Below are 22,930 nucleotides of genomic sequence, written 5' to 3' on the forward strand. Positions count from 1 at the left end.
GCTGCGCACGGCTGACGGCCATGTGCTGGGCGCCCTGTGCCTGATGGACCGCGAACCGCGCCAGATCGAGGATGCGGAACTGGACCTGCTGGACAAGATCGCCGCCGATGTCGTGGCGGTGATGACCGACCAGGATGCCGTTCCGACTGAACCGCGGCGCGAGGAACCGCCCGCCCCCCGCGGCGTCCTGGGTCAGCGCATCCCGGACTGAAGCGCCGGTTCGGCCCCGCGCCCCGCCAGCGACAGCGGCAGTTCGATGGGCAGAAAATCGACCGGTGGCGCGGGATCGTGCCGCCGGTCGATCGCCTCGACATACAGCGCCTGCAGCGTGTCGATCATGCGGTCCAACCCAAAGTGGCCGGCCACATGCCGACGCGGCACGTCACGAGGGATCTGCATCGCCTCGATCAGCGCGCGGTCCAGCCCGGCTCCATCGGGGGCGGCGAACCGCCCGGCCGGGCCCAGCACCTCATGGACCGCGCCCATCGCGACGGCGGCCACGGGCGTTCCGCAGGCCATTGCCTCGATCGCGGTCAGGCCGAAGGGCTCGTCCCATTGCGGCGTGAACAGCAGTGCCGATGCACGACCGTATTCCGCGGCCAGATCCGGTCCAGCCAGGTGCCCGCCAAAGCGGATGTTCCCCGACAGTTGCGGCCGGACCTGCGCGTCAAAGTAATCGCCATCCTCAATGCTGCCAAAGATCGTCAGGGCGACGCCCGCGCGGCGCGCGGCGGTGATCGCCAGATGGGGTGCCTTGTTCGGCGTGACGCGTCCCGCCCAGACCGCCTGCCCATTACCCTGCGGCGAATAGGGCCATTGCGCCAGATCGATGCCGTTCGGCACCACCCGCGCCGATGCGGGCGGGCCTTCGGGGAAATAGGCCGCCAGATGCCTGCGCGAACATCCTGTCGTCACATGCCACGGGGCCACGCTGTCGCGCACGGCCCGGCGCAGCGCGTCAAAGGGCGGCACGTGCAGCGAGGTGACCATCGGCACACGCGTCGCCCGCGCAAAGCGCGGCGGAAACCGATGAAGCGTGTTATTGTGGATGACGTCGAAATCCATGTCCGCCAGCGTGGCCAGGCTGGCGGCATGGTGACTGTCCAGATGGGCGTTCAGCGGTTCGGTGCCGTGATATTGGTGCCACGGATAATCACGGTCGTAATGCTGCGCCATCAGGGGCAGCAACGGCACGTCCACCCGGCTGTCGCCCGCCGCGACCAGGGTCGCCTCATGCCCCCGCGCCCGCAGAGCGTGGACAAGGTGGTGGGCATGACCCTCCATGCCGCCCATGAACGGGGCCGCGATGGGGTGACGGCAATGTGCCATCACCGCGATCCGCAACGGGCGGCCGGTCATTCGGCGGCGGGCATCAACAGGGCGCTTTGTTCGCGGGCGACCCGTTCGGTCGTCATGCGGTCGTCTTCGGCCAGCCGGTGCAGGTGGTCGATGACACGACGGGAATTGGCATAGGGCATGTGCCCCTGCTGTTCGCACAGGGCGAATTCCGTCGGGCCGGGTTCGCGCAGCAGCTGCAACCCCTCGGGCGCGTTGCGGATCAGGCCTATCAGCTGGAACGCATACAGCCAATGCTCCATCGTGCGGTGACCCCATTTGCGGGCAAAGACCTCGGTGTTGCGCAGGACAGAGTGCAGGTGATGAACCGGGGGCATGCAATGCGGATGGTACTGATGATAGACGCGGCCCCCCGCGATCCACCAGATCGGAGCGCCGCCGTCCGACCAGGCGCGGCCGAAATCGGTATCCTCGCCGCCATATCCGGTAAAGCTCTCGTCGAAACGCGGGCCGTCCAGCCAATCCTGGCGCCACATCGCAAAGTTCAGCGACCAGAAGCATCGGTAGTCGGCACAGGCCGCCACCCCGGAGGCCGGGGGGCCCTGGCGGTCGGAATGCTTGACGGCCATGTCGGCGAAGCGGTCGAAATCCAGCCCCCCGTCGGTGCCGCCCTGGGGCAGGTACATCACCTCGCCCATGAACAGGCCGCGACGGTCCGCCATGCGGTCTAGATAGCCGCTGATGAAATCGGGCGCCGGGATGCAGTCGACATCGACAAAGACCAGCATGTCGCCCGTCGCCGCGTCGGCCACCGCATTGCGGGCCGCCGACAGCGGCAGTTCGGGCGCCGTCACGCGGATCTGGCGGATGGGAAAGTCGGTCCGGGGCAGGTCGGTATAGTCGGCGTCCTGCATCACGCCGATGATCAGTTCCGACGGCTTATGCTGCTGGGCCTGAAAGCCTGCGACGACATTGCGCAAATGGGCCTCCCGGCCCGCAGCGATGGTCAGGGCGGAAACGTGGATCATGCAGGGGCTCCTTCGGGGATGCGTGTCGGGGGGGCGGCGGACCACAGGTCGCGCGCCAGGGTTTCCAGCCATCGGGCCGTGTCGGCCGCGGGATCGGCGGGCGGGCCAGGGCTTCGGCCTTCAGGCGCTGTTCGTCGAAATAGCGCCATTCCGGCACCACGATCCACGGCCGCGCGGCGGCCAGAACCTGCGCGCAGGTGGTGTTGCCCGTCGACGAGATCACCAGATCCGCCGCCGCCACATGGGTCGCCGGGTCGTCGACCCAGCCCCGGTGGGACAGGTTGCCGCCCTGCGTCGCATGCCAGTCGGGCTGGGTTGCGCCGATGGTCATCCAGTGCCAATCGGGAAAGGCCCGTGCGGCCACACCCATCGGCGCCTGCGCGAATCCGGTGCCGCCGGCACCGGACACCAACAGCGCCACGGGGCGGTCGGGGTCCAGCCCCAAAGCCCGCCGGGCCGCCGCCCGGTCGGGGGGCGTGATCGCGGCAATGCCCAGGCCGGGGGCATAATGGATGCGGTCCGAAAAGGGCTGCCAATCCGGCTGTGCCAGGGCAGCAGAGAACGGCGCCAGAAGGCCCACGGCCCCTGAATAGGCGGCTTGGTGTCCCTGATCGCCGCGGTCGCCATGCTGCAGGATCTTGACATGGGGGACCGAACAGATGCGCGACAGCTGTGCGATCTCGGCGCTGACATCGCAGATCATAAGCGCGGGATCATCGCTGGTGAACCAGCCCGCGATCCGGCCCATCGCCTGACGGATGCCCGGCCAGCCCAGGGGCGCGCAGTGCAGCGTGTCGGGCGTGGGCACGTGGTCCATGTCGCATTCGGCGCCGGTCCGTTCGAACAGCGACGGGATGGTGACGATGCGCGCCTGTGCCGTCAGCGGCGGAAAGATGTCGTCCCGGGCGCAGAAGATCGTGACCGGCCGATCGGTGGGAAGCGCATTGACGATGGCCGCGCAGCGTTCCGCGTGACCCCGCCCCTGGTGGTGGACGAAATAGCCGAAGGGCCGCTTTGCCGTGTCGTCGGGGACCAGGTCACGCATGCTGCGCCTGCCGTGCCAACCCAAGCTGCGCCAGACCGTCGATGACCCCGGCGGCGTGGTGATAGCGGCTTTGATAGATGCCCCGACCGCGCAGATGGGCCAGTTCGGCATAGGCGTTCGACGGCAGGATCGACGCCCCGCTGGCCGCCAGCATGTCGGCGTCGTTGCCGCTGTCGCCCGCGGCGATGCAGTGGCGCAAGTCAAGGCCGCGGCGCGTGGCCTCGAACCGCAGGGCGGCGGCCTTGCCGGCCGCCTGCGGCAGCACGTCGATGAACTCTCCGTGCGAGGCGATGACGCGTGCCGCCAACCCGGCGCGCGCCAGATCGCGTTCGATCCCCGCGGCCTGCGCGGCGGTACCCAGCAGCGACAGCTTCCACCGCCGCTGCTCATAGCCTGCCTGCCAGACGGGGGCGCGGGCCTGCAGCACGGCCTGCACCGCATCGCGGTCCCAGTCCGCATCCAGCAGCGCGGCATAGTCGGCGCAGGGGTGCAGCCGGTCGCCCGCGCCCCACCGCCAGATCTCGGACCCGACCGAGGTGATGAACAGGTCGGGCCGCGGCAGGGCCCAATCGGCCAGCACCCGACGCGCCTGCGACACAGACCGCCCGGTGGCGACGGCGAACAGCAACCCGTCGTCGCGCTGCGCGTGCCAATCGACGAACCGTGCGGCGGCCACCGGGCAGCCGGTCAGCGTGCCGTCGATGTCACTGGCCAGGATGCGGCGCACCGCGCGACGCGGCAGGGGGGCGGCGCGCTGCAGGTTCCGGCAGATCGCCACCGACCGTCGCGCCCAGTCCCGCCAGTCAAAGGCCTCCAGCGCGCGGGCCTGCGCGCGGATCGCGCCCTGCGGGTCGTCCATCATGCGCAGGCAGGCCGCGGCGACCTGCCCCGCGTCGCCGGGATCGACCAGCGCGCCGTGACCCAGCTGTGCCACGATGTCCACGGGGCCGCCGTTCCGGGTCGCAACCACGGGGACGCCGGCCTGCGCCGCCTCGACCAGGGTCAATCCGAAGGGTTCGTGCAGCGCCGGGTTCACGAAGACGCCTCCCTGCGCTGCCCGCGCGTACAGCGCCCGCAGCTGACCCGCATCATGGCGCGGCGGCAGGGCGACCTTGCCCCATAGGCCATGGCGGTCGATCCGGTCGAACAGTCCGCGCAGCACCTGCGCCTGTTCGGCGGGCCCGCCATCGATGCCATCGCGCAGCCCGGCCAGGATCACCAGGTTGGCGCGGTCCTGCAGCTCGGGCGATGCGGCGTAGGCATCGACCAGCCCGGCCAGGTTCTTCTTGGCCACAGGACGGGCCACCGCCAGAACGATGGGACGATCCGGCCTGCGCAGGAACGGCGCCAGCAGCGCATCGGCCGCCGCGGTGCCCGCATCGGGCAGCAGCGTCACGCCGGGGGACACGCAATGGCTGCGCCCCTCGGCCGCCTTGCCATAGGGGCGCAGCTGGCGCTCGGCCTCGTCGCGCGAGGACACGATGATCGCGGCGGCGCCCTCGACGGCCGACCGCTCGGCCGCGATCCGGTCGCGCAGATCGGGACGGCTGGCGGCGGCAGGGTCCTTCTGCAGGGCCAGGGAATGGGGGGTATAGATCCAGGGAATGCCGAACCGTTTCTGCGCCGTCCGGGCCAGGCGCGCGGCGTCGGCGAAATGCGCGTGGATCACGTCGGGCTTCTGCGACATCCCGCCAAGCATCCCGCAGAATGCCTCAGCCAGGGCGGGCAGCTCCGCCTCCAGGGCCTCCTTGGCCAGATAGGCGCGATTGGCGGTCGACAGGCGCAGGATTCGGCAGCCGGGCGCGACCTCCTCCACCGCCTGCGCGTGGATGGGATCCATGCCGTCGAACGTACGGGTGACGATGTCGACCGACGCCACCTGCGGCAGCGCCGCCTGTGCCATGGCAGCACCCAGGACATAGGCGATGTGGCCGCCGGTATCCTCGGTCACGCCATAGCGCACGGGGGCAGCCTTCAGGCAGCCGCCCAAGGCAAGGTGAAGAATGTGCATGATTGCACCTTTCGGCAAACTGACTGCAGACCGTGCAATGCGGCCATTGCACAGCGAACAACGTCACGCCGCCGCGGGTTCACCGGAAAGCGACCAAGTAAAGAAAGATGAACTCTTCCCTCCCCGGCGGTGCCTTGCCTATGGGCAGCATGTCGGTGCGAAAAAAAGCACCGTGGCGCTGTAACGCGCGCCCCACCCGCCGCGATCTGATCTGCATGAAGGCGGGCTGACGCGCCTTCGACATCAGAACGGAGATGATCATGACCGCATTCACGACCCGCCTTTCGCTTGGCGCCTCGCTGGCCTGTGCGCTTGGTGCGATGGCCGCCACCCCCGTCATGGCGCAGGAGATGGAGAAATGCTTCGGCGTCGCCTTGGCCGGGCAGAACGACTGCGCCGCGGGGCCGGGCACGACCTGCGCCGGCACCTCGACCGTCGACTATCAGGGGAACGCCTGGACGCTGGTCCCTGCCGGCACCTGCACCACGATGGAGCTGCCCGCGCAGGCCGACGGCACCGCCCGCATGGGCATGCTGGAGGAACAGATGCGCGACCTGCCCGCCTGATCCGACACGGACCGCGCGGGGATCGTCCCGCGCGGCCATTCCCAAAGGGTGATGCCATGTCCCGCCTTCCCGCCACCCCCGGCGTCGGTTTCAAGCCCCAGCATTTCGCGGAGATCCGCCAGGACGCCCGCCCGGTCGGCTTCTTCGAGGTCCATGCCGAGAACTATCTGGGCGCGGGCGGCCTGCCCCACGCGCAGCTGACCGCGCTGCGTGCCGATTTCCCGCTGTCGCTGCACGGTGTGGGCCTGTCGATCGGCAGCCCGCATGGGCTGGACCGGGATCACCTGGCGCGGCTGCGCGCGCTGTGCGACCGGTATCAGCCGGACAGCTTTTCCGAACACCTGGCATGGTCCAGCCACGGGGCCGAATACCTGAACGACCTGCTGCCCCTGCCCTACACGCCCCAGACCCTGGCGCTGATCATCGATCATGTCGACCAGGTCCAGACCGCGCTGGCGCGTCCCATCCTGCTGGAGAACCCCGCCACCTACCTGCTGTTCCAGCAGTCCGAGATCCCCGAAACCCAGTTCCTGCAGGCCATCGCCCAGGCCACCGGCTGCGGGCTGCTGCTGGACGTCAACAACCTCTATGTCTCGGCGGTGAACCATCGGCGCGATCCCTGGGTATGGCTGGACGCCTTTCCTCTGGACCTGGTGCAGGAGATCCACCTGGGCGGCCATGCGACCGAGGACCTGCCCTCGGGCCCGCTGCTGATCGACGATCACGGCAGTGCCGTCGCCGACCCGGTCTGGGCGCTTTATGCAGAGGCCATCGCGCGCCATGGCCCGCTGCCGACGCTGGTCGAATGGGACAACGACCTGCCCGACTGGCCGATCCTCGCGGCCGAGGCCGCGCGGGCCGACGCCATCCTGCGCCATGCGGGGCTGGCCCATGCCGTCTGAGCACGCCCATTTCACCACCGCCTTCGACGTCGCGCTGCGCGGCGGGCCGCTGCCCCCCGGCGTGACCGGCCCCGAGGCCGAGCGCCGTTTCGCCGTCTATCGCAACAATGTGGCGGTAGGCCTGTCCGCCGCGCTGGCACAGCGTTTTCCCGTCATCCGCCGGCTGGTCGGGGCCGACTATTTCGCCGCGCTGGCCGCAAGCTTCGTCGCGACCGACCGCCCCCGGTCGCCGGTGATGGCCGAATGGGGCGCGGGGTTCGCGGCCTTTCTGGCCGAGTTCCCGCCGCTGGCCGCTTGGCCCTGGATGGCCGACGTCGCGCGGATCGAACATGCCCGTGGGCTGGCCTTTCACGCGGCCGACGCCGTCCCGGTCCGCCCCGACCGCCTGACCCGCGCGGACCCGGACTTGCTGAGGCTGGGCCTGCACCCGTCGGTCATCGTGCTGCCGCTGCACCATGCGGGCGTCGCGGTCTGGGCGATGAACCAGCCCGGCGCCACCCCCGGCCCTGTCCCCGCGGGACCCCAGATCGCGCTGATCCTGCGCGATCCGTCCTGGGGCGTTCCGGTCACCGCGATCAGCCCCGCCGACGCCGCGATGATCGCGGCCCTGACTGCGGGAACGCTGACGCAGGCCGCCCGGGCCGCCCGGGCGGTGCAGGCTGACCACGACCCTCAACCGCTGCTGCTGCACCTGATGCGGGCCGGCAGCCTGACCGACCAGGAGACCGTGCCATGACTCCCATCCTGACCGACCTTGCCGGGCTGGCCCTGCGCGTGTTTCCGGCGGCGGTCTTCTGGCAGTCGGGCCGCACCAAGGTCGACGGCCTGTCCATCAAGGACGGCACCTGGTTCCTGTTCGAACACGAATACGCCCTGCCCGTGATCCCGTCGGACTGGGCAGCGGTGGCCGCGACCCTGGCCGAACACCTGCTGCCGGTGCTGCTGATCCTGGGGCTGATGACGCGGCTGTCGGCGCTGGCGCTTCTGGCGATGACGGCGACGATCCAGATCTTCGTCTATCCCTCGGCCTGGATGACGCACGGGCTGTGGGCCGCCGCCTTCCTGGCGCTGATCGCGCATGGACCGGGGCGGTGGTCGCTGGACCACGTCCTGCAGACCCGCCGGGTGCCGGCATGATCGCCGTTCCCGCCATCGTGCCTTGCGGGGTGGGCATCCCTGCGGCTAGCCTGAGGACAGGCGCGCGGAGGCGGGGCATGCAGCAGGACGGCACCGAATGGGCGGCACTTCTGGCGGCGGCGCAGGCCGGCGACAGCCGCGCCATGGCCCGGTTCCTGACCCAGGTCACGCCGCTGATCCGCGCCGTGGTGCGAGCCCGCGGGCAGCCTGCCCCGTGACCTGCACGAGGATGTCGTCCAGGAGGTGCTGCTGGCCATTCACCTGAAACGCGACAGCTGGCAGCCGGACACGCCCCTGCGTCCCTGGCTGTACGCGGTCACCCGCTACAAGGTGATCGACGCGTTCCGCAGGCGGGGCAGCCGCGTCCACCTGCCCATCCACGACTTTGCCGAGATCATGGCCGACAGCCGCACCGACGACCCCACCGCCGCCCGCGACCTGGGGGTGCTGCTGGCGCGCATCGACGCGCGGTCCGCAGGCATCGTCCGCGCCATAGGCATCGAGGGGGACAGTGCCGACGACGTCGCTGCCCGCCTTGGCATGACCGACAGCGCGGTCCGGGTCGCCCTGCACCGCGCCATGAAGAAGCTGTCCGCCATCGGACTGGGAACACGCGAATGACACAACCCTCCTCGACCGAGGCGCTGATTGCGCGACTGGCGGCCGAACCCCTGCCCTCGACCCGGTTCTCTCCGGCGCGGATGATCGCCACGATGGCCGGGACGGCGCTGCTGGGCCTTGCGCTGCAGATGGCGCTGTCCGGGCCGCGCCCCGATCTGGCCGCATCGCTGGCCGCGCCGGTAACCCTGGCCAAGCCGCTGCTGCCGCTGATGGTGCTGATGCTGGCCTGGCCCATGGCGGTGCGGCTGGCACGGCCCGGCGCGCGTATCGGGCTGTGGCCCCTGGCGGTCCCCGCCGCCTTGGCGCTGGCCCTGGCGGTCTGGGCCCTAGTCGCGACGCCCGTCGACCGAATGGCCCATGACTGGCTGGGCCATTCGGCCGATACCTGCGTGCCCGCGGTGCTGGCCCTGTCGGCGGCGCCCCTGTTTGCAGGCGTGCGGCTGATGCGTCGCGGCGCCAGCACGCATCCCGTCCTGGCCGGCGCGCTGATCGGACTTGCGGCAGGCGCCGGTGCGGCGACCGGCTATGCCCTGTCCTGCACCGAGGATTCGCCCCTGTTCTATGTCTTCTGGTACGGCGCGGCGATCGTGCTGGCATCCGTGGCCGGGGCCGTGGCGGGTCACAAGCTGCTGCGCTGGTGATCCAGGTTATCCACAATTTCCGGGGACAGTTCCGGGGGTAACCGTAAAAAATCGCTTCGTTGCAGGACCTTGACCGCTGCACCTGTCACGCCACCAAGTAGCGGCACAGTGGTACCAACCTATGCAAGTGCCCTGAGGAATCTCCGTTCGCACCCAACGCTACGTGCCGACGTTGCCCACCAATCGCCGCGTTCATGGTCGCAAGTCCGAAGGTGAGAGTGCCGCAGCAGGATGGCCAATAACGGTTGCGCCGCGGGTTTGCATAACAATGGTCTTTGAGGGGGTGAGATTGGTGACACCCGGCATCCGATGGTTGCCTAGTGGACTGCACGGGTTCGTCGCGGGCCGCGGGCCGTCGAGATGCATGTTTGAACCGTTTGGCGAACCGACTGCGGCGGCCACGCACCGTCCCCGCCCTTCTGATGACGTTACACTGCGTTCCTCCGTAATTCGCATTGCGCTGCGATTGTCACTCGGCAGGCAGGCGCTTTTCGTATGCGTCCTGCGCGACCTCTGACGCAAATAAATCGCTTGGCCGCCGGAGATCGACGCCAGGGTTGGTCGGACGATGCCAGCAGGGCATTTGCATCCGCGCGGACGTGCGAGATCATCCAGCACATGACGCCTGCATGCCGAACATTCAGGGTCAACGTCTTGGTTAACGTGATGGCGCGGGGACAAGTCACAACGACGCCACGCTCTATCCTTGGGGAGAAGCCCATCGCACCTGATTCCCGGACGTCAGGACGTCCAGACAGGCAGGTCGGCGGATTCGTCTCATCATAAGGTTGCATTTTAACGGAACGCTTAAACTTCGGGCAGTCGACGTCATTGATGGGGCACGGGCAAACCATTGCACTGTAATGGTTCGCATTTCTGACCCATCAAACAAAGGCGCGGGGACAGGTATCCGCTGAGCAGCCCCTGAATCACAGTCGATCACGCGTCATCGCGCTTGCGTGACGGCAGATTTGTGACAGCATGAACCAATAACGGATTGGTTCGCTTCATGGACATGCCTGATCTTCCCTTTGCCGATGACGGTCCCGCCAGGGGTCAGGGAAACATGACCTCTGCCTATGCGCTGGAACAGCTGCGCGCTTGGGTGGACGATCCGGGTCATCCGAACGGCACCCGCCTGCCGACCGAACGGCAGCTGTCCGAGCAGATGGGCATCGGCCGCCGCGCGATCCGCCGCGCGTTGGAGGTGCTGGAGGCCGAGGGCCGCATCACCCGCCGCCAGGGCGCAGGAACCTTCGTCGGTGGTCAGATCGACAGCGCCGCCCCCGCGACCGATTTTTTCGAGATCATGGAGGTGCGCCTGCGCCTGGAGCCGCAGCTGGCGGCCCTTGCCGCGCTGCGCGCAAAGCCGGTCCAGATCGCCCGCATGCACGAATTGTCGGACCGCATCGCGCAATGCGTCGACGCCGACGAGGGAGAGCTGTGGGACGGCACCCTGCACCGCCAGATCGCCGAGGCCGCCGGCAATGCGCTGTTCCTGTCGCTGTTCGACGTGGTCAACCGAATCCGCCAGGACCCCGCCTGGCAGGCGGTGCGCGAACGCGCGCGGGGCGGCCTGGCCGGTCACGCGCTGCCCGTGGCCCAGCACCGCGCCATCGTCGACGCCATCGCCGCCCGCGACCCGCAGGCGGCCGCCGAACAGATGCGCCTGCATCTGTTGATGCTTCAGGAAAAGCTGATCCGCCTTGGATCGGCCGACCTGCCCGCAACCGATACCGGAAGGCCGGACCAACCGGCCCATGCTTGACCCCCATCAGGAAGGACACCCCATGACCCGCCATCTGCTGACCGCCACCGCGCTTGCCGCGCTGCTGACCGCCCTGCCCGCCGCCGCACAGGAGATGCGCATCGGCCTGGGCGACGACGCGGACATCCTGGACCCCGACCAGTCGCGCACCTTCGTGGGCCGCATCGTCTATGCGGGCCTGTGCGACAAGCTGGTCGACCTGGACGCCGACGCGCAGATCATCCCGATGCTGGCGACGGACTGGACCTATTCCGACGACGGACTGCAGCTGGTCATGAACCTGCGCGACGACGTGGTGTTCCACGACGGCACCGCCTTCGATGCCGATGCGGTGGTGGCCAACATCACCCGGTCGATGACCCTGCCGGAATCGCGGCGCAAGTCCGAGCTGTCCTCGGTCGCCTCGGTCGAGGCGACGGGACCGCTGCAGGTGACCTTCACGCTGACCGCGCCGGACGCGTCGCTGATCGCGCAGCTGTCGGACCGGGCGGGAATGATGATCTCTCCGACCGCGGCCGAGGCGGCAGGCGCCGATTTCGGCCAGAACCCGGTCTGTTCGGGTCCGTTCAAGTTCGTCGAACGCATCCAGCAGGACCGTATCGTGCTGGAGAAGTTCGCGGATTACTATGACGCGGACCGCATCAAGATCGAACGCGTCACCTATCGCCCAATTCCCGACACCACCGTGCGCCTGGCCAACCTGCAGTCCGGAGAGCTGGACATGGTCGAACGGATCGCCGCCACCGACGTGGGCACCGTCAACCAGACCGACGGGCTGAGCCTGCAGGAGGTCGTGGGCCTGGGCTACATGGCGATCTATGCCAACATCGGCAACGGCGACCGCGCCCTGACCCCGATGGGAGAGGACGCGCGCGTCCGCCAGGCCTTCTCGCTGGCCATCGACCGCGAGGCGCTGAACCAGGTCGTGTTCGACGGCACGGCGCGCGCGGGCAACCAGCCCTTCCCGCCGACCTCGCAATGGTACAACCAGGATCTGCCCGTTCCCGCCCGCGACGTCGAGGCCGCCAAGGCCCTGCTGGCCGAGGCCGGACAGGAGCGCGTCGCGGTCGAGATCCAGCATGCCAACAACCCCGTCGTCACCCAGATGATGCAGGTCGTCCAGGCGATGGTGGCCGAGGCGGGCTTTGACGTCACCCTGCGTGCGACCGAATTCGCGACGCTTCTGTCGGAGCAGACGGCGGGCAACTTTCAGCTGTCGCGGTCGGACTGGTCGGGGCGTCCCGACCCGGACGGCAACCTGCACCAGTTCGTCACCTGCGAGGGCGGGATCAACGACCCGAAATACTGCAACCCCGAGGTCGACCGCCTGCTGAACGAGGCGCGCGCCGTCACCGACCCCGCCGCCCGCAAGGCGCTGTACGACGAGGCCGGCGTGATCCTGAACCAGGACCTGCCTGTGATCTATCTGGGCCACCAGACCTACATCTTTGCGCTGGACGACAAGGTCCAAGGCTTCAAGGCGCTGCCCGACGGCATGATCCGCCTGCAGGACGTCACCCTGGCCGAGTGACCATGACCGGGGGCGCGCCCGACGCGCCCCCGCACCGATGGTGAAAGGACCCCCATGCTGATCTATATCGCCAAGCGGCTGATGGTCGCCCTGCCGACGCTGCTGATCGTGTCGATGCTGGTCTTCGGGCTGCAGATGCTGCTGCCCGGCGATCCCGTCCTGGCCATGGCCGGAGAGGAGCGCGACCCCGAGACCCTGGCCCGCATCCGCGAACAGCTGCACCTGGACGACCCCGTGCCGGTCCAGTACCTGCGCTGGCTAGGGGGCGTGGTGACGGGCGATCTGGGCACCTCGCTGCGGACCGGGGAACCCGTGTCGCAGCTGATCATGCAGAAGCTGCCGGTGACCATCCAGCTGGCGGTCATGTCGATGATCTTCGCGATGCTGATCGGCATTCCCGCAGGCATCATCGCGGCGGTGCGCAAGGGCAGCGTGACCGACTGGCTGGCCAATTTCGTGGCGTTGTCGGGTCTGTCCATCCCGAACTTCTGGCTGGGGATCATGCTGATCCTGCTGGTATCGGTGAACCTGGGCTGGCTGCCGGCATCGGGATATGAATCGATCTTCGTCGATCCGGTCCGCTCGCTGCAGACGATGATCATGCCGGCCTTCGTGCTGGGTACGGGGCTGGCCGCGACGCTGATGCGCCACACCCGGTCATCCATGCTGGGCGTGCTGTCGGCGGACTATATCCGCACGGCGCGGGCCAAGGGCCTGACCGGCCGCCAGGTGGTGCTGAAGCACAGCTTCAGGAACGCGCTTTTGCCGGTCATCACGCTGACCGCGCTGCTGTTCGGCGAATTGCTGGCGGGCGCGGTGCTGACCGAACAGATCTTCACCATTCCGGGTTTCGGCAAGCTGATCGTCGATGCGGTGTTCAACCGCGACTATGCCGTGGTGCAGGGGGTCGTGCTGTGCACCGCCGTCGGTTTCCTGCTGATGAACCTGGTCGCGGACGTGCTGTCCGTGATGCTGAACCCCCGGATGAGGGCCGCTCTATGACCGCCATCGACATGCCCGCCCCCCGCGCCAAAAGCCGCTTCTGGCGCAAGTTCCGGCGCAACCGCGCGGCCCTGGTCGGCGGCATCATCGTGGCCTTCTTCGTCCTTCTGGCCTTGGCCGCGCCGATCCTGCCCATCGCCGACCCGCTGGCCACCAGCTGGACCGCGATCCGGCTGCCGCCGTCCGCCGAATACTGGCTGGGCTCGGACGAGATCGGCCGCGACATCCTGTCCCGGATGATCTGGGGCGCGCAGGCGTCGCTGATGGCGGGGGTGATCTCTGTGGCGATCGCCGTCGTCACCGGCGTGCCTATCGGGCTGATCGCGGGCTATTTCGGCGGCTGGACCGACACGATCATCTCTCGCTTCACCGATGCGCTGTTGGCGATGCCCTTCCTGATCATGGCGATCGCCCTGGCCGCCTTCCTGGGGCCCAGCCTGACCAATGCGATGATCGCCATCGGCCTGTCGGCCATGCCGATCTTCATTCGCCTGACGCGCGCGCAGGTCATGTCCGTCAAGACCGAGGATTACGTCGAGGGCGCCCGTGCCATCGGCCTGGGTCACATGGCGATCATGGGCCGCTACATCCTGCCGAACATCGTGCCGCCGATCATCGTGCAGGCCACGCTGACCATCGCCACCGCCATCATCGCCGAGGCCTCGCTGTCCTTCCTGGGCCTTGGCCAGCAGGCCCCCGCGCCCAGCTGGGGGTCGATGCTGAACGTGGCCAAGAACTTCCTGACGCAGGCGCCCTGGATGGCCTGGTGGCCGGGGGCCGCGATCTTTCTGGTCGTCATCGGCTTCAACCTGATCGGCGACGGCCTGCGCGATGCGCTGGACCCGCGCGAACACTGACATTGCAAGGAGTCGTCATGACCCAATTCACCACCCGCCCCGAGATCACCGGCACCTTCGGCGTCGTCACCTCGACCCATTGGATCGCGACCGCCGTGGGCATGGCGATCCTGGAAAAGGGCGGCAATGCGTTCGACGCCGCCGTCGCGACGGGCTTTGTCCTTCAGATCGTCGAGCCGCATCTGAACGGCCCGGCGGGTGATCTGCCCGCGATCATCCATTCCGCCAAGACCGGCAAGACCCAAGTGATCTGCGCCCAAGGCCCCGCCCCCGCCCGCGCCACCATCGAGCATTACCGGTCCGAGGGGATCGACCTGATCCCCGGCAACGGCCTTCTGGCAACGGTCATCCCCGGCGCCTTCGACGGCTGGATGCTGATGCTGCAGGAGCATGGCACGATGAGCGTGGCCGAGGTTCTGGCCCCCGCCATCCACTATGCCAGCCACGGCCATCCGATGCTGCCGCGCGTGGCCGACAGCATCGCGGGCTTGGCCGAATTCTTCGCAGCCGAATGGCCCACCTCGCACGCGACCTGGCTGCCCGGCGGGCAGGCCCCGCAGGCGGGCGCGCTGTTCAAGAACGAGGCGCTGGCAGACACTTACAGTCGAATCGTCGAAGCCTCCGAGGGCGCGCCCACGCGCGAGGCGGGGGTGCAGGCCGCCCGCGACGCCTTCTATCGCGGCTTCGTGGCCGAGGCGATCGACCGGTTCTGCAAGGAAACCGAGGTGATGGACGGCAGCGGTGCCAAGCATCGCGGCGTGCTCAGCGCCGACGACATGGCGGGCTATGCCGCCACGACCGAGGAGCCGGCCTGGGCCGACTATCACGGCTGGTCCATCGCCAAGACCGGTCCCTGGGGCCAGGGGCCGGTGCTGCTGCAGGGACTGAAAATCCTGGAGGGCATCGACATCGCCGCGATGGACCCGAACGGACCCGATTTCGTCCATACCGTCATCGAGACGATGAAGCTCTCCTATGCCGACCGCGAGGTCTATTACGGCGACCCCCTGATGCACGACGTGCCGATGGAGGCGCTGCTGTCGGACGCCTATGCCGCGGACCGTCGCGCGCTGATCGGGGACCGCGCGTCGCTGGACCTGCGCCCCGGCACCGTGCCGGGGTTCGAGGATCAACGCGCCCGCACCCTGTCGCTGCTGGACGGCCTGGGCAAGGGCGCGGTCTATGAGCCGACCATGGCGCATCTGTCGGAAAAGCGCGGCGATACCGTGCATATCGACGTGATCGACCGGTGGGGCAACATGGTGTCCACCACGCCCTCGGGCGGCTGGCTGCAATCCTCGCCGATCATCCCGGAGCTGGGCTTCTGCCTGAACAGCCGGGCGCAGATGTTCTGGCTGCAGCCCGGCCTGCCCACGTCCCTGGCGCCGGGACGGCGGCCGCGCACCACGCTGACGCCATCGCTGGCCTTGCGCGACGGGGTGCCGCATCTGTCCTTCGGCACGCCCGGCGGCGACCAGCAGGACCAGTGGCAGCTGGTCTTCTTCGTGCGCCATGTCCATTTCGAGCCGAACCTGCAGGCGGCCATCGACGCGCCGCTGTTCCATTCGACGCATTTCCCGGCCTCGTTCCACCCGCGCACCGCGGCACCGGGCGGCATGCTGATCGAGGATCGCGTGGGCCAGGCCACCATCGACGAGCTGCGCCGGCGCGGCCATGACGTGACCGTCACCGGCCCTTGGGACATCGGCCGCCTGACCGCGGCCAGCCGCGATGCGCAGGGCCTTCTGCGCGCGGCCGCGACGCCGCGGCTGATGCAGGCCTATGCGGCGGGGCGGTAGGATGACGGATCCCATCCTCAGCCTGCGCGGCCTGTCGGTCTCCTTCCCCACCGACGACGGGATGAAGGAGGTCGTGCGCAACATCAGCTTCGACGTGGCACCCGGAGAGACCGTGGCCATCGTCGGCGAAAGCGGATCGGGCAAAAGCGTCACGTCGCTGGCGATCATGGGCCTGCTGGACAAGCGCGCGCGCGTCACCGGACAGGTCCTCTTGGGCGGGCGCGACCTGACGCGCCTCTCCGAACAGGAGATGCGCCGGGTCCGCGGCAACGACATCGCGATGATCTTTCAGGAACCGATGTCCTCGCTGAACCCGGTCTTTCCGGTGGGCGACCAGATCGCGGAGTTGCTGATCCGCCATGGCCAGGTGCCCCGCGACCAGGTCGGGGCCGAGGTGCTGCGCCTGATGGACCGCGTGCGCATCCCCAATGCGGCGGCGCGCATCAGGGACTATCCGCATCAGTTTTCCGGCGGCATGCGCCAGCGGGTGATGATCGCGATGGCCCTGGCCGCGCGCCCGCGCCTGCTGATCGCCGATGAGCCGACGACGGCGCTGGACGTGACCATCCAGGGCCAGATCCTGGACCTGATCAAGGAGATCCAGGAGGAGCAGGGCATGGCCGTCCTGTTCATCACCCATGACATGGGCGTGGTCGCCGAGATCGCCGACCGCACCGTGGTCATGTTCCGCGGCGATCACGTCGAGACCGGCACTACCGCGGGCCTGTTCCAGGATGCGGGCCACCCCTATACCCGCGCGCTGCTGGCCGCGGTGCCGCGGCTTGGGCAGATGGCGGGCCAGCGCTGGCCGCTGCGCTTTCCCAAGGTCGACATGGCCAGCGGCGCGATCGCGGCCCAGCCCGCGGTGGTCGACACCGTGGACCGCAGCGCGACACCGGTCCTGTCGGTCCGGAACCTGGTGACGCGCTTTGCCGCGGGGTCGGACCTTCTTGGCCGCCCGACGGGCAAGGTCCACGCGGTCGAGGATCTGAGCTTCGATCTATGGCAGGGAGAGACGCTGTCGCTGGTGGGCGAATCCGGCTGCGGGAAATCGACCACGGGTCGGTCGATCCTGCGGCTGGTGCAACCGGAATCGGGGCAGGTGACGCTGGACGGGTTCGATGTGCTCAAGGCCGGCCCGGCCGATCTGCGCCGAATGCGTCGGTCGGGGCAGATGATCTTTCAGGACCCGTTCTCCAGCCTGAACCCGCGCATGACGGTGGGCCAGACCGTGGCAGAGCCGATCCTGGCGCACAAGCTGGCCGGCCGGGCCGAGGCGCGCGACCGCGCCGCCGAACTGCTGGCCCAGGTCGGCCTGGACGGGTCCATGCTGGACCGCTATCCGCACGAATTCAGCGGCGGGCAGCGCCAGCGCGTGGCGATCGCGCGCGTTCTAGGCCTGAACCCCAAGGTGATCGTGGCCGATGAGAGCGTGTCCGCGCTGGACGTGTCGATCAAGGCGCAGGTCTGCAACCTGCTGATGGACCTGCAGGAGCGTCTGAGCATCGCCTATCTGTTCATCAGCCACGACATGGCGGTGGTCGAACGCGTCAGCCACCGCGTCGCGGTGATGTATCTGGGCGAGATCGTCGAGATCGGCCCGCGCGAGGCGATCTTTGCCGACCCGCAGCATCCCTACACGAAGAAGCTGATCGCCGCCGTGCCGGTCCCGGACCCCGCGCGCCGGGGCCTGCGCCGCGCTATGCAGGTCGATGAGCTGAAAAGCCCCGTCCGCCCGATGGGGTTCGAACCGCCCAAGCGCGACTGGCGCCAGGTGTCGGATCGCCATTTCGTGATGGTCTAGGGCGCCAGCCACTGTCCGCGCCAGCTCGTCTCGCGCGTGTATCGCGCGCGGCGGTGCTGCGGGCCCAGATGCACCGCGTCGATGGCCAGCACCGTCAGGCGCACCAACGCGAAACAGGCGGCGTCTGGACGTTTCGCATAGGCCAGCGCATCGTCGATGGGCGTGCCGGGCGGCGGCTGAGAGCCATAGCTCTGTCGCGACGGGTCGGGCACGCGCGCCCAGTCCTGCGCGACCGCCGCGCCCGTCAGGATGGCGGCACGCGCCTCGATCCGGGTCTGCAGATGCGCGCCAGCGTCCCAGACATGCAGTGCCGCCATCGGGTTGACGCGCAGATCACCCACCTTCGCGGACAGAAGGTCGGTGTGAACCTCCAGCACGGCTTCGTCGGGGTCGGCCCCGCGCAGCACGACCGTGCGCGCCTGCGGCATGCCGCCCGGCGTGACGGTGGCCAGCACCGGGTGGCGGGCGGGCGCATGGCGGTCGGCCACGCCGCGGTGCAACCGCAGCCAGACCTGGTCGTGCAGGCTGTCCAGCCCCGCGGCCCAGGGATGCAGGTCGGTCATTCGAAGACCGAGCGCGGGAAATAGAACGACACGACCCAGTTCGGCATGTCGACGATCTCCGAGATCCGCAGATCGCCGCAGGTGGACACCAGCATGTAGGCCTCGACCGCGGGCATGCCGTGGCGCGCGCACAGCAGATCGACCATCTGTTCGACCGCCTGCCGCGCGCCGGTCATCAGGTCGGGGCCGATGCCGGTCGTGACCTCGTACCCCTTGGCGTCCAGGTGCGGCGTGACCGGTCCTGGCGTGGTGAACCGCGGCATCGCCAAGTTCGTGCCCTTGACCAGGTCCAGCGTCAGCGTGACGTCCATCGGGCTTTCGATGGCGGTGCCGCAGACCTCTCCGTCGCCCTGCGCGGCATGGGTGTCGCCCACCGAGAACAGCGCGCCCGCCACCTCGACCGGCAGATACAGTTCGGCCCCGCGCGACAGGTCGCGGATGTCCAGATTGCCGCCCGTGCGCCGCGGCGGGACGATGGAATGGGCACCCGGCTCTGCCAAGGCCACGCCGATTGTCCCGGCAAAGGGCTTCAGCCCGACCCGGCCGTGACTGCCCCAAAGCGCCGGCGCCAGCGTCGCCGCATCATAGCGCCACAGCGTCAGGGCGGGGTCGGGGAACTGGTCCGCCAGCAGACCGAACCCCGGAATGTTCGCGGTCCAGCCCCAACCCTGCCCGTCCTGCGCCTGCGGGGCGAAATCGACCAGCGTGATCTTCAGCGCGTCGCCGGGTTCGGCCCCGTCGACATGGATCGGCCCGTTGACCGGGTTGATGCGCCCGAAATCCAGCGTGGCGATGTCGTCCGCGGTGCTGGACAGGTTCAGCTGCCCGCCCGACGCCTCCATGCAGGCAAAGCGGATCGTCGATCCCGGCGCCACGGTCTGGACCGGGGCGATCGCGTTGTCCCAGCCCAGGTGATGCTGCGCCGCATGGATGGTATAGTTGCACTGTCTGCACATCGTCTGGTCCCCCGTGTCGGTCTACCGCCACTGTCGGCGTAATTCGCACGACGTGCAATTCCCTGCCGGCGTCAACGATCCGTTCATGTGTCGCCGCTATGTCTTGTCGGATCATACCGGGAAGGCCGCTGCATGACCTTTGGAATCTCACGTAAACTGACCCTGCTGACCGGGGTTGCCGTCGCGCTCAGCATCCTTGCGATGTCGCTGCAGCTGTCCTCGCTGCATCACCTTCTGTGGAAGGACCGCAAGGAGCTGATCGCGACCCAGGTCGAAAGCACGGTCAGCATACTGACCCATTTCGCAGCCCAGGCCCAGTCCGGCGCGATGACCCTGGACGAGGCCCAGCACCGCGCCAAGGAGGCCGCCCGCGCCATCCGCTATGGCGACGACGACTATGTCTTCATCTACGACCCACAGGGTCTGCGGGTCATGCACCCCGATACCGAACGCGAGGGCACGAATGCGTGGGAGGCCACCGATGCCAACGGCAAGCTGCACATCCGCGAGATGATCGTGACCGCGCGCGAGGGGGGCGGCTTTACCGAGTATTTCGTCGCGCGCCTGTCGGGGGGCGATCCGCTGCCCAAGCTGTCCTATTCCACGCTGTTCGCGCCTTGGGGCTGGACGGTCGGCGCGGGTCTTTACGTGGACGACATCACCGCCGACTTCATGGCCGAGATGCGGCGCAGCGGGCTGTGGTCGGGGCTGCTGCTTCTGGCGCTGATCGCCTGCGCCATCCCGCTGTCGCGCAGCATCAGCAAGCCCATCAAGGCGCTGACCGCGATGATGGGGCGCCTGGCCCAGGGCCAGACCGACGACACCGTCCCCGGCGCCGCCCGCAGGGACGAGATCGGCGCCATGGCCCGCGCGGTCGAGACGTTCCGCGCCGCCACCATCGACCGCGACCGCCTGGCGCGCGACGCCGATGCCGTGAACGCGCGGCAGGCCGAAATGGTCGAACAGACCAACCTGCGCGCCGCCCAGCTGCAGCATTTCGTGGGGGCGATCAGCACCGGCTTCGACCGGCTAAGCCGAGGCGATCTGACGGTGCGCATCACCGACCCGGTCGCGCCCGAGTTCGATGCAGTCAAGGATCAGTTCAACACCTCACTCGGTCAGCTGGACGAGGCCCTGGGGCTGGTGGTCGACGGTGTGGCCGTCATCCGCGGCGGCCTGGCCGAGATCAGCGCCGCCGCCCATGACCTGGCGCACCGCACCGAACAGCAGGCCGCCAACCTTGAGGAGACCGTGGCCGCCCTGAACGAGGTGTCGCGCGGCGTCGATCAGGCGGCCGAGGGCGTGTCCACCGCCCAGACCAGCGCCGAGACCGCGCAGCGCAACGCGCAAGGCGGCGGAGAGATCGTCCAGAAGGCCGTGGGTGCCGTGGGCGAGATCGAGGAATCGACCCGCCAGATCGGCACCATCATCACCGTCATCGACGAGATCGCGTTCCAGACCAACCTGCTGGCGTTGAACGCGGGTATCGAGGCCGCGCGCGCCGGAGAGGCCGGGCGTGGTTTTGCCGTCGTCGCCCACGAGGTCCGCGCCCTGGCCCACAAGACCGCCGAGGCCGCGCATCAGATCAAGGACCTGATCGGCGCCTCGACCGTCCATGTCCGCGAGGGGGCGGGCCTGGTGCGCAGCTCGGGCGCATCGCTGGTCACGATCGTCGAGGAGGTGTCGGCGGTGCGCACGATCATCACCATGATCGCCTCCAGCGCGCGCGAACAGTCGCAAAGCCTGCGCGCGCTGTCGGCGGGGGCCGACCAGATGGACAAGGTCACCCAGCAGAACGCCGCCATGGTCGAGGAGACGACCGCCGCCGCCCGCGCGCTTGAGGAGCAGACCGATCAGCTGGCAAGCAAGGCGCGCCAGTTCCGCACCACGCCTCAGCAGGCCCTGCGTCCCGCAGCCGTCGAACCCCGACGTACCGCGGGCTGGTAGGGCATCGCCGCCGGGGTTGCGACACCATCAGCGTTTGACGCCCCGGCAGGGGTCGCTAAGGTGCGGCTTCGACAGCAAGGGGGCGGATGATGGATTTTCTGGCACGGGCGACGGCGGTCGTGGGCGGCACGATGGTGGCAATCAGGCGGTTCGGCGCGCCCAAGGTTCAGGCGGTCGGCACCGCACCGACCATTCCTGACGCCAAGCGGCAGGGGATCATGACGCTGAAGATGCCCACCGCCAAGGGCTGGGCGCCGGGCCATGTCCCCGACACGGCACCGGGTCTGGAGGTCAACGCCTTCGCCTCGGGGTTGGACCATCCCCGCTGGATCGAGGTGCTGCCGAACGGCGACGTGCTGGTGGCCGAATCCAAGGAGCAGCCCAATCCGCCCAAGACGCTGATGGACCACGCGGCCCAGGCCACCATGCGCCGCGCCCGCGCCATCGGCACCAGCGCGAACCGCATCACGCTGTGGCGCGATACCGACGGCGACGGCGTGGCCGAGACACGCGAGGTTTTCCTGGAGCGGCAGAACCAGCCCTTCGGCATGGCACTGGTGGGTGACACCTTCTATGTCGGCAACACGGACGGAATCGTGGCCTTCCCCTATCAGGAGGGCCAGACGACGATCACCGCGGCGGGACGCAGGCTGGTCACGTTCAAGCCGAACGGCCACTGGACGCGCAGCCTGATCGTGTCGCCCGACGGAACCAGTCTTTATGCCGGCGTCGGATCGCTGAGCAACATCGGCGATCAGGGCATGGAAGCCGAGGAGGGCCGCGCCGCCATCTGGCGTCTGGACCTGGAGACCGAACAGGCCGGCATCTTCGCCTCGGGGCTGCGCAACGCGGTCGGCATGGCGTGGGAGCCGTCGACAGGCACCCTGTGGACGGTGGTCAACGAACGCGACGGCCTGGGCGACGAGACGCCGCCCGATTACCTGACATCCGTGCGCGAGGGCGGGTTCTATGGCTGGCCCTACTGCTATTGGGGCCAGACCGTCGACGACCGCGTGCCGCAGGATCCGGCGCTGGTCGCCCGCGCCATCACGCCGGACTATGCCCTGGGCGGGCATACCGCCTCCCTGGGTCTGTGCTGGATGCCCGCGGGCACCCTGCCCGGCTTTCCCGACGGAATGGTCATCGGCCAGCACGGGTCGTGGAACCGCTCGACCCTCAGCGGGTACCGGGTGATCTTCGTGCCGTTCGCAGGCGGCAAGCCGTCGGGCCCGCCGCGCGACATCCTGTCAGGCTTCCTGTCGGATGACGAAAAGACCGCCTATGGCCGTCCCGTGGGCGTCGCCATCGGCGCTGACGGAAAGTCGCTTCTGGTGGCCGACGACGTGGGCGACATCATCTGGCGCGTCACCGCCGCCTGACGTCAGGCTGGCCATGACGATGGCGCTAGCCACCGTCACGGCGATCAGCAGGATGGCCAACGCCAAGGCAAGACGCG

The 22,930-nt window shown here is 68.8% G+C and carries 22 protein-coding genes and 1 pseudogene; 16 read left to right on the forward strand and 7 right to left on the reverse strand.

Features of this window, described 5'->3' with window-relative positions:
- Positions 1-211 (forward strand): annotated as a pseudogene (locus GBO37_RS10140) (hypothetical protein); the annotation flags it as partial.
- Here the strand turns inward: GBO37_RS10140 and GBO37_RS10145 are convergent.
- The 5 genes from GBO37_RS10145 to GBO37_RS10165 form a co-directional block, all read right to left on the reverse strand.
- Entirely contained in the window at positions 193-1,329 is a 1,137-nt protein-coding gene (locus tag GBO37_RS10145) for a glycosyltransferase (RefSeq protein ID WP_252928771.1), read from the reverse strand. The pseudogene GBO37_RS10140 and the gene GBO37_RS10145 sit on opposite strands and share 19 nt — an antisense overlap.
- A 26-nt stretch (positions 1,330-1,355) precedes the next feature.
- Complete coding sequence (locus GBO37_RS10150) at positions 1,356-2,324, reverse strand: glycosyltransferase family 2 protein (RefSeq protein WP_252928773.1); 969 nt, start codon at positions 2,322-2,324, stop codon at positions 1,356-1,358.
- A complete protein-coding gene (locus GBO37_RS10155; RefSeq protein WP_252928775.1) occupies positions 2,236-3,369 on the reverse strand; it encodes a glycosyltransferase in 1,134 nt (377 codons plus the stop codon). Before GBO37_RS10155 ends, GBO37_RS10150 begins: the two co-directional genes overlap by 89 nt.
- Positions 3,362-5,380 (reverse strand): HAD-IIB family hydrolase, encoded by a 2,019-nt coding sequence (locus GBO37_RS10160; protein ID WP_252928777.1) that lies wholly within the window; start codon positions 5,378-5,380, stop codon positions 3,362-3,364. The genes GBO37_RS10155 and GBO37_RS10160 overlap by 8 nt, the downstream gene beginning before the upstream one ends.
- A 79-nt stretch (positions 5,381-5,459) precedes the next feature.
- Positions 5,460-5,642, reverse strand: coding sequence for a hypothetical protein (locus tag GBO37_RS10165; RefSeq protein ID WP_252928779.1), 183 nt, complete (start codon positions 5,640-5,642; stop codon positions 5,460-5,462).
- A 58-nt stretch (positions 5,643-5,700) separates the two neighbouring features.
- On the opposite strand from GBO37_RS10165, the gene GBO37_RS10170 reads away from it, so the two are divergent.
- The 13 genes from GBO37_RS10170 (at position 5,701) to GBO37_RS10230 (ending at position 18,008) form a co-directional block, all read left to right on the forward strand.
- Complete coding sequence (locus GBO37_RS10170) at positions 5,701-5,946, forward strand: DUF2282 domain-containing protein (protein ID WP_369799420.1); 246 nt, start codon at positions 5,701-5,703, stop codon at positions 5,944-5,946.
- A gap of 56 nt (positions 5,947-6,002) precedes the next feature.
- Complete coding sequence (locus GBO37_RS10175) at positions 6,003-6,848, forward strand: DUF692 domain-containing protein (protein WP_252928781.1); 846 nt, start codon at positions 6,003-6,005, stop codon at positions 6,846-6,848.
- Positions 6,838-7,584, forward strand: coding sequence for a DUF2063 domain-containing protein (locus GBO37_RS10180; protein WP_252928783.1), 747 nt, complete (start codon positions 6,838-6,840; stop codon positions 7,582-7,584). Before GBO37_RS10175 ends, GBO37_RS10180 begins: the two co-directional genes overlap by 11 nt.
- Positions 7,581-7,985 carry a DoxX family protein gene (locus GBO37_RS10185; RefSeq protein WP_127899528.1) on the forward strand — a complete coding sequence of 135 codons (405 nt, stop codon included), beginning with the start codon at positions 7,581-7,583 and terminating at the stop codon, positions 7,983-7,985. The genes GBO37_RS10180 and GBO37_RS10185 overlap by 4 nt, the downstream gene beginning before the upstream one ends.
- 77 nt (positions 7,986-8,062) lie before the next feature.
- A complete protein-coding gene (locus GBO37_RS10190) occupies positions 8,063-8,203 on the forward strand; it encodes a hypothetical protein (RefSeq protein ID WP_164871485.1) in 141 nt (46 codons plus the stop codon).
- A 25-nt stretch (positions 8,204-8,228) separates the two neighbouring features.
- Positions 8,229-8,606 (forward strand): sigma factor-like helix-turn-helix DNA-binding protein, encoded by a 378-nt coding sequence (locus tag GBO37_RS10195; RefSeq protein ID WP_164871486.1) that lies wholly within the window; start codon positions 8,229-8,231, stop codon positions 8,604-8,606.
- Positions 8,603-9,247 carry an NrsF family protein gene (locus GBO37_RS10200; RefSeq protein WP_252928785.1) on the forward strand — a complete coding sequence of 215 codons (645 nt, stop codon included), beginning with the start codon at positions 8,603-8,605 and terminating at the stop codon, positions 9,245-9,247. Before GBO37_RS10195 ends, GBO37_RS10200 begins: the two co-directional genes overlap by 4 nt.
- Positions 9,248-10,313: 1,066 nt before the next feature.
- The gene (locus tag GBO37_RS10205) at positions 10,314-11,015 is read left to right on the forward strand and encodes a FadR/GntR family transcriptional regulator (protein WP_198143093.1); all 702 of its coding nucleotides are present in this window, start codon (positions 10,314-10,316) and stop codon (positions 11,013-11,015) included.
- Positions 11,016-11,037: 22 nt separating this feature from the next.
- Complete coding sequence (locus GBO37_RS10210; RefSeq protein WP_045999736.1) at positions 11,038-12,546, forward strand: ABC transporter substrate-binding protein; 1,509 nt, start codon at positions 11,038-11,040, stop codon at positions 12,544-12,546.
- Positions 12,547-12,600: 54 nt separating this feature from the next.
- Entirely contained in the window at positions 12,601-13,548 is a 948-nt protein-coding gene (locus GBO37_RS10215) for an ABC transporter permease (protein WP_252928787.1), read from the forward strand.
- Complete coding sequence (locus tag GBO37_RS10220; RefSeq protein ID WP_045999734.1) at positions 13,545-14,405, forward strand: ABC transporter permease; 861 nt, start codon at positions 13,545-13,547, stop codon at positions 14,403-14,405. Before GBO37_RS10215 ends, GBO37_RS10220 begins: the two co-directional genes overlap by 4 nt.
- A 17-nt stretch (positions 14,406-14,422) precedes the next feature.
- On the forward strand, positions 14,423-16,204 hold the full coding sequence (locus GBO37_RS10225; RefSeq protein ID WP_252928789.1) for a gamma-glutamyltransferase family protein: 1,782 nt from the start codon (positions 14,423-14,425) through the stop codon (positions 16,202-16,204).
- Position 16,205: 1 nt separating this feature from the next.
- Positions 16,206-18,008, forward strand: a complete 1,803-nt coding sequence (locus GBO37_RS10230; protein WP_208863732.1) for an ABC transporter ATP-binding protein — start codon at positions 16,206-16,208, stop codon at positions 18,006-18,008.
- Here GBO37_RS10230 and GBO37_RS10235 read toward each other — a convergent pair.
- Together GBO37_RS10235 and GBO37_RS10240 are read right to left on the reverse strand one after the other, a co-directional pair.
- On the reverse strand, positions 18,005-18,571 hold the full coding sequence (locus GBO37_RS10235) for a pyridoxamine 5'-phosphate oxidase family protein (protein ID WP_127899534.1): 567 nt from the start codon (positions 18,569-18,571) through the stop codon (positions 18,005-18,007). The two genes, GBO37_RS10230 and GBO37_RS10235, sit on opposite strands and share 4 nt — an antisense overlap.
- A complete protein-coding gene (locus tag GBO37_RS10240) occupies positions 18,568-19,527 on the reverse strand; it encodes an acetamidase/formamidase family protein (RefSeq protein ID WP_252928790.1) in 960 nt (319 codons plus the stop codon). The genes GBO37_RS10235 and GBO37_RS10240 overlap by 4 nt, the downstream gene beginning before the upstream one ends.
- 132 nt (positions 19,528-19,659) lie before the next feature.
- Here GBO37_RS10240 and GBO37_RS10245 point away from each other — a divergent pair, with 132 nt between their 5' ends.
- Positions 19,660-21,474 (forward strand): methyl-accepting chemotaxis protein, encoded by a 1,815-nt coding sequence (locus GBO37_RS10245; protein WP_252928791.1) that lies wholly within the window; start codon positions 19,660-19,662, stop codon positions 21,472-21,474.
- Positions 21,475-21,563: 89 nt separating this feature from the next.
- Positions 21,564-22,853 carry a sorbosone dehydrogenase family protein gene (locus GBO37_RS10250; protein ID WP_252928824.1) on the forward strand — a complete coding sequence of 430 codons (1,290 nt, stop codon included), beginning with the start codon at positions 21,564-21,566 and terminating at the stop codon, positions 22,851-22,853.
- Positions 22,854-22,930 lie beyond the last annotated feature (77 nt).

The sequence above is a fragment of the Paracoccus sp. 08 genome (genome assembly GCF_024105395.1).
Lineage (GTDB): Bacteria > Pseudomonadota > Alphaproteobacteria > Rhodobacterales > Rhodobacteraceae > Paracoccus > Paracoccus marcusii.

What these genes read in the sequence shown, in the direction of transcription:
- GBO37_RS10145 (WP_252928771.1), bottom strand. Translation starts at nt 1,329, where the DNA reads ATGGCACATTGCCGTCACCCCATCGCGGCCCCGTTCATGGGCGGCATG.
- GBO37_RS10150 (WP_252928773.1), bottom strand. Translation starts at nt 2,324, where the DNA reads ATGATCCACGTTTCCGCCCTGACCATCGCTGCGGGCCGGGAGGCCCAT.
- GBO37_RS10155 (WP_252928775.1), bottom strand. Translation starts at nt 3,369, where the DNA reads ATGCGTGACCTGGTCCCCGACGACACGGCAAAGCGGCCCTTCGGCTAT.
- GBO37_RS10160 (WP_252928777.1), bottom strand. Translation starts at nt 5,380, where the DNA reads ATGCACATTCTTCACCTTGCCTTGGGCGGCTGCCTGAAGGCTGCCCCC.
- GBO37_RS10165 (WP_252928779.1), bottom strand. Translation starts at nt 5,642, where the DNA reads ATGATCATCTCCGTTCTGATGTCGAAGGCGCGTCAGCCCGCCTTCATG.
- GBO37_RS10170 (WP_369799420.1), top strand. Translation starts at nt 5,701, where the DNA reads ATGGCCGCCACCCCCGTCATGGCGCAGGAGATGGAGAAATGCTTCGGC.
- GBO37_RS10175 (WP_252928781.1), top strand. Translation starts at nt 6,003, where the DNA reads ATGTCCCGCCTTCCCGCCACCCCCGGCGTCGGTTTCAAGCCCCAGCAT.
- GBO37_RS10180 (WP_252928783.1), top strand. Translation starts at nt 6,838, where the DNA reads ATGCCGTCTGAGCACGCCCATTTCACCACCGCCTTCGACGTCGCGCTG.
- GBO37_RS10185 (WP_127899528.1), top strand. Translation starts at nt 7,581, where the DNA reads ATGACTCCCATCCTGACCGACCTTGCCGGGCTGGCCCTGCGCGTGTTT.
- GBO37_RS10190 (WP_164871485.1), top strand. Translation starts at nt 8,063, where the DNA reads ATGCAGCAGGACGGCACCGAATGGGCGGCACTTCTGGCGGCGGCGCAG.
- GBO37_RS10200 (WP_252928785.1), top strand. Translation starts at nt 8,603, where the DNA reads ATGACACAACCCTCCTCGACCGAGGCGCTGATTGCGCGACTGGCGGCC.
- GBO37_RS10205 (WP_198143093.1), top strand. Translation starts at nt 10,314, where the DNA reads ATGACCTCTGCCTATGCGCTGGAACAGCTGCGCGCTTGGGTGGACGAT.
- GBO37_RS10210 (WP_045999736.1), top strand. Translation starts at nt 11,038, where the DNA reads ATGACCCGCCATCTGCTGACCGCCACCGCGCTTGCCGCGCTGCTGACC.
- GBO37_RS10215 (WP_252928787.1), top strand. Translation starts at nt 12,601, where the DNA reads ATGCTGATCTATATCGCCAAGCGGCTGATGGTCGCCCTGCCGACGCTG.
- GBO37_RS10220 (WP_045999734.1), top strand. Translation starts at nt 13,545, where the DNA reads ATGACCGCCATCGACATGCCCGCCCCCCGCGCCAAAAGCCGCTTCTGG.
- GBO37_RS10225 (WP_252928789.1), top strand. Translation starts at nt 14,423, where the DNA reads ATGACCCAATTCACCACCCGCCCCGAGATCACCGGCACCTTCGGCGTC.
- GBO37_RS10230 (WP_208863732.1), top strand. Translation starts at nt 16,206, where the DNA reads ATGACGGATCCCATCCTCAGCCTGCGCGGCCTGTCGGTCTCCTTCCCC.
- GBO37_RS10235 (WP_127899534.1), bottom strand. Translation starts at nt 18,571, where the DNA reads ATGACCGACCTGCATCCCTGGGCCGCGGGGCTGGACAGCCTGCACGAC.
- GBO37_RS10240 (WP_252928790.1), bottom strand. Translation starts at nt 19,527, where the DNA reads ATGTGCAGACAGTGCAACTATACCATCCATGCGGCGCAGCATCACCTG.
- GBO37_RS10245 (WP_252928791.1), top strand. Translation starts at nt 19,660, where the DNA reads ATGACCTTTGGAATCTCACGTAAACTGACCCTGCTGACCGGGGTTGCC.
- GBO37_RS10250 (WP_252928824.1), top strand. Translation starts at nt 21,564, where the DNA reads ATGGATTTTCTGGCACGGGCGACGGCGGTCGTGGGCGGCACGATGGTG.